Raw genomic sequence first — 4,506 nt, forward strand, 5'->3', positions numbered from 1 at the left:
AGGTTAACCTTAATGCTTTTTTTATGTATAAAACTAGGAGTTTTCATTCCCAAACTCAAGTGAGGTCTTTTGTTATTATAATTTTTGTTTTGTTGGATGGATATTGGTTTTATGCATGTTTATGTCGGACAGAGGGCAGTCCGACCTACTGTTTACGCTTTTGCCTCACCAAAAATTTGTGAAGCTTTCTGAACATGGAAGTTTAATCCAAGCTCTTTCTCCGTAGCTCCAAGAGCCAAGGCAACCATCTGTGGCATGTGCAGAACAGGAATCTCTACATCACGCCCCATAACTTTACTTACATCATCTTGGTATGTATCCATCTTTAGGTGACAGAGTGGACAAGGGGTTACAACCATATCAGCATTGTTATCAATAGCATCCAAAAGTGCATTTCCTGCTAGTACTTCACTTGTATGTGTCGCTTGAAGTTCAACATGGAATCCACAACATTTGTTTTTACTAGCGTAGTCAACTGGGTGACCCTCTAGGGCATCAATCAATCTATCTAGTGAAGTTGGTGCGTATGCGTTCTCTCCATAAGTAGCAGAGTGGTGTTGGTCTGTTGACCTGATATTGTGACATCCGTAGAAAGGAGCGATATTAAAGTTACTTAGTGGTGTAGTTACTTTGTCTTTAATATTCTCTAGTCCATACTCGTCTACTAGGCAGTAGAGGAAGTGTTTAACTTCACTTGTGCCTTTATACTCCAATCCTACCTCTTTAAGCTTTTCGTTAACTCTAGCTTTTAGTTTAGGGTCACTATCAAGTGCATGTTTTGTCATAGCAGAGTTGAGTTGACAGGTGTTACAGATAGTAATCATCGTCATTCCCAACTTCTCTGCATAACAGATATTTCTAGCGTTTAATACATGTGCTAGAAACTCATCAAAATCTTGTAGGTGACTCGCCCCACAACAACTCGCCTCTTCTAAAATAGTAATCTCAATCCCCAACTTATCAGCTACTGCAAGAGTAGATGAAAGTAGTTCAGGTGTTGACTGCTTGGCTGTACATCCTGTAAATAGTGCATATTGTAATCTGCTCATCTTCTCTCCTTATAGTTTGTTTGTCATAGAGATGTCAATTAGTTTTTGAACCTCATCTAAGTTTTTGATTTTTGGCATATTGTCAATCCATGGAACACCATCTTGCCAATGAATTTTACCAACTTTCATCATCTTAACAGCAGTTTTGAGGTGTTTATACATTCCTAAATAACCCTCTGAATAGACAACTATATCTGCCTCATCAAGGAAACCATGTTTTCTGATACTTCGTACAAAACCTTCTGCGTGACGAGTAGCTATATTGCTTCTAGCTATTTTCTGCTCAAACTGCATATTGTGAAGTTTGCCGATTTTTTGGATTGGGTTAATCTCTTTTGGACACGCTTCAGCACACTCATTACACTTCACACAGTCCCAAACACCTTCACCAGTAGCAAAGACAATCTCTAATCTCTCTTTTCCCGCCTCATCTCTCGTATCTGCTGTAAATCTAAATGCTGCGTTCAGAGCAGCAGGCCCAAGATAGTCTTCGTTTGCTTGAAGAGCAGGACAGGCGTAGTGACATGCACCACACTGGATACAGAGGTCAGAATCTAACATCGCATCAAACTCTGCTATAGACTGTTTGGTCTCTGCTGTTGGGTTAGGGTCAATATCTGCTACAATATAGGGTTTAATCGCCGAGTGTTTCTCCCAAAAGTCAGCTTTGTCAACAATCATATCTTTGACCACTCTCTTTTTGCTTAGAGGTTCCAGAGTTATGTCATTATCAAAGAGGTCAAGAAGCTCCATAGCATTCTCTTTACAAGCAAGAACAGGCTTTCCATTGACTTTGATAGCACAGGCTCCACAGATACCGTGACGACATGAACGACGATAAGAGAATGAGCCATCATGCTCCCACTTGATTTTGTTCATAAGGTCAAGGACTAGCTCATCTTTGCCTACCTCCATCTTATACTCTTTGGTATATGGAAGATAGTCAGTCTCTGCGTTAAATCGGAACGCTTTAATTTTTACTTTTCTAGTATCACTATTTTCTGTTTTTTGCATCATAACCTCCTTTTAGTATGTTCTCTCTCTAGGCTCAAACTTACCAAGCACCACTTCGCCCCACTCATGTCTCATATTGTAGTTCTCATCCATATACGCATAGGTGTGTTTTAGGAATTTATCATCATCTCTTGTTGGAAAATCTTCACGGAAGTGACCACCACGGCTCTCTTCACGGTTCAATGCACCATCAACGATAAATTTAGCAAACTCCAACATATGCCCAAGCTCAATTGCCTCTTGCAAGTCGGTGTTGAATGTCTTTGATTTATCATCAATTCGAATATTGTCAAATCGTCCAAGTAGATCATCTATAACTTCAATCTGTGTCTCTAGTGACTCTTTGGTTCTAAATACACCTGCATTTTTGGTCATCCCAATTTGAAGTTCTTCTCTAATTCCTGGAATAGTCTCTGTACCATTTGAAGTTTTTAGCTTGTGCATCTCGGCTAACATTCTGTCTGCATCAGAGAGTTTGGCAGGACGAAGTTCAATCCCCTCATCAATCTTTTTGACCATGTTTTCACCAGCATGTCGCCCAAATACCAACGATTCAAGAAGAGAGTTTGCACCCAATCTATTTGCACCATGAACCGATACACAACTACACTCACCAGCAGCGTAGAGTCCCTCAGTCATCTCTGTTGGAGATTTTCTAACTTCACAGTTGATATTTGTTGGAATTCCACCCATTGAGTAGTGAGCAGTAGCAGAGATATGGATAGGCTCTTTTAGCATATCTTGACCTTGGAATGCGATGGCAAGTTCTCGTAGCTCTGGAAGTCTTGTGAGGATAATTTCAGGGTCAAGGTGGGTTAGGTCAATATTGACAGATTGACCATCTTTACCCAATCCTTTACCTTGACGAACCTCTTCCATAATAGCACGACTTACAACATCACGACTTGCTAGTTCCATTGCATTTGGAGCATATTTTCTCATAAATCTCTCACCTTCGCTATTGAAGAGTCGTCCACCTTCACCTCTAGCCGCCTCAGATATAAGAACACCACTTCCACCAAGTCCAGATGGGTGAAATTGAACGAACTCCATATCTTCAAGTGGAAGACCATGTCGTGCAACGATAGAGAGTGCATCACCTGTATTTGCGTGAGCATTTGAGTTAAATCTATATGCTCTACCGTGACCACCTGTGGCTAACATGGTTACTTTTGCATTAAAGATTGCAGGTTTAGAGTCTCTTATATCATAAGCAACCACGCCTGATACTTTTCCATCTTCATAGATAATATCTCCTGCATACCACTCATCAAAAACTTCGATTCCTGCTCTGTCTGCCTGTTCATAGATAGCTTGGAGGACTGCTAGACCTGTTCTATCTTTTGCATAACAGGCTCTAGGCTTTGACTGTCCACCAAAAGGGCGAATGGCAATATTCCCCTCTTCATCTCTGGAAAATGTTGCTCCCATTCTCTCTGCCCAACGAATAGTCTCTGGTGCTTTACTGCACATAAGCTCAACACAATCTTGGTCTGCTAGATAATCAGAACCCTTGACCGTATCAAACTCATGAAGCTCCGTAGAGTCATCAGCATGTAGTGCAGCGTTAATTCCACCTTGTGCTGCCCCTGAGTGACTTCTTAGTGGGTGAAGTTTTGTAATGATTGCTGTTTTTTTCCCTGCTTCGGTTAGCTCTTTGGCAGCTGCCAAACCAGCCAGACCAGAACCAACGATTACAGCGTCATATTCGTAGATTTTCATATCCATACTGCAATGTCCTTTAAAAATAAGAATTTAATGAGATTATATCTGAACCTATTATAAGTTTCTTTAATAGTAAAAGCCCAACTAAATATCACAGCAATTATGTTACAATTTTTCCACAATTAATAGGATATGAAATTGAATAGAGAAGATTACCTAATAGACAAATTAAGTTCACCTTATATCGGGGATGATGGAGCTATTGTCGGAGACAAGATTTATAGTATGGATGCGTTTTTTGAGGGGGTTCATTTCAGACGAGAGTGGATGAGTCTGAAACAGATAGCAAGGAAAGCGATGTTGATAAATATCTCTGACGCGGTTGCTATGAATGCGAAACCTCTCTATGCTTTGGTGGCACTATCTTTGCCAAAAAAGATAACTACTGCTGATATAGATGAGATTATAGCCTCTATTCATGGGACTGCTAATCAGTTTGGATGTGAGATTATTGGTGGTGATACGATTGCAGGAGAGAGGCTTGATTTCTCTATTACTATTATTTCTGAAAGTAAAAATCCTTTGACTAGAAAAGGTCTAAAGGAGGGGCAATTGTTGGCGTATACAGGTCATTTGGGAGAGAGCAAAAGGGATTTGAATAGACTTTTTAATGGTGAAAATGTTGCTAATAGTTCTAAGTTTATAGAGCCTGTTTTACGCCAAAAATTTATAGAAAAATCACGACCATACCTATCTGTGGGAATGGATATATCTGATG

4 protein-coding genes are annotated in these 4,506 nt (G+C 40.1%); 1 reads left to right on the forward strand and 3 read right to left on the reverse strand.

The annotated features are described in order from the left end of the window. Positions 1-152: 152 nt before the first annotated feature. The 3 genes from GSY74_RS05835 to GSY74_RS05845 are packed head-to-tail and all read right to left on the reverse strand — an operon-like array spanning position 153 to position 3,791. Complete coding sequence (locus GSY74_RS05835) at positions 153-1,049, reverse strand: CoB--CoM heterodisulfide reductase iron-sulfur subunit B family protein (RefSeq protein WP_164664163.1); 897 nt, start codon at positions 1,047-1,049, stop codon at positions 153-155. 9 nt (positions 1,050-1,058) lie between these two features. After that, positions 1,059-2,063, reverse strand: coding sequence for a succinate dehydrogenase/fumarate reductase iron-sulfur subunit (locus GSY74_RS05840; RefSeq protein ID WP_164664164.1), 1,005 nt, complete (start codon positions 2,061-2,063; stop codon positions 1,059-1,061). A gap of 12 nt (positions 2,064-2,075) precedes the next feature. Then, positions 2,076-3,791 (reverse strand): FAD-binding protein, encoded by a 1,716-nt coding sequence (locus GSY74_RS05845; RefSeq protein WP_164664165.1) that lies wholly within the window; start codon positions 3,789-3,791, stop codon positions 2,076-2,078. Between the two features lie 129 nt (positions 3,792-3,920). On the opposite strand from GSY74_RS05845, the gene GSY74_RS05850 reads away from it, so the two are divergent. Next, on the forward strand, positions 3,921-4,506 hold a 586-nt coding region (locus GSY74_RS05850), incomplete at its 3' end, for a thiamine-phosphate kinase (RefSeq protein WP_255494556.1).

Origin of the sequence: Sulfurovum sp. bin170, from assembly GCF_010892395.1 — a bacterium.
In the GTDB taxonomy this organism is placed as follows: Bacteria; Campylobacterota; Campylobacteria; order Campylobacterales; family Sulfurovaceae; genus UBA1140.

Coding starts and splice junctions, on each gene's coding strand:
- GSY74_RS05845 (WP_164664165.1), bottom strand. CDS start 3,791: ATGGATATGAAAATCTACGAATATGACGCTGTAATCGTTGGTTCTGGT.
- GSY74_RS05835 (WP_164664163.1), bottom strand. CDS start 1,049: ATGAGCAGATTACAATATGCACTATTTACAGGATGTACAGCCAAGCAG.
- GSY74_RS05840 (WP_164664164.1), bottom strand. CDS start 2,063: ATGCAAAAAACAGAAAATAGTGATACTAGAAAAGTAAAAATTAAAGCG.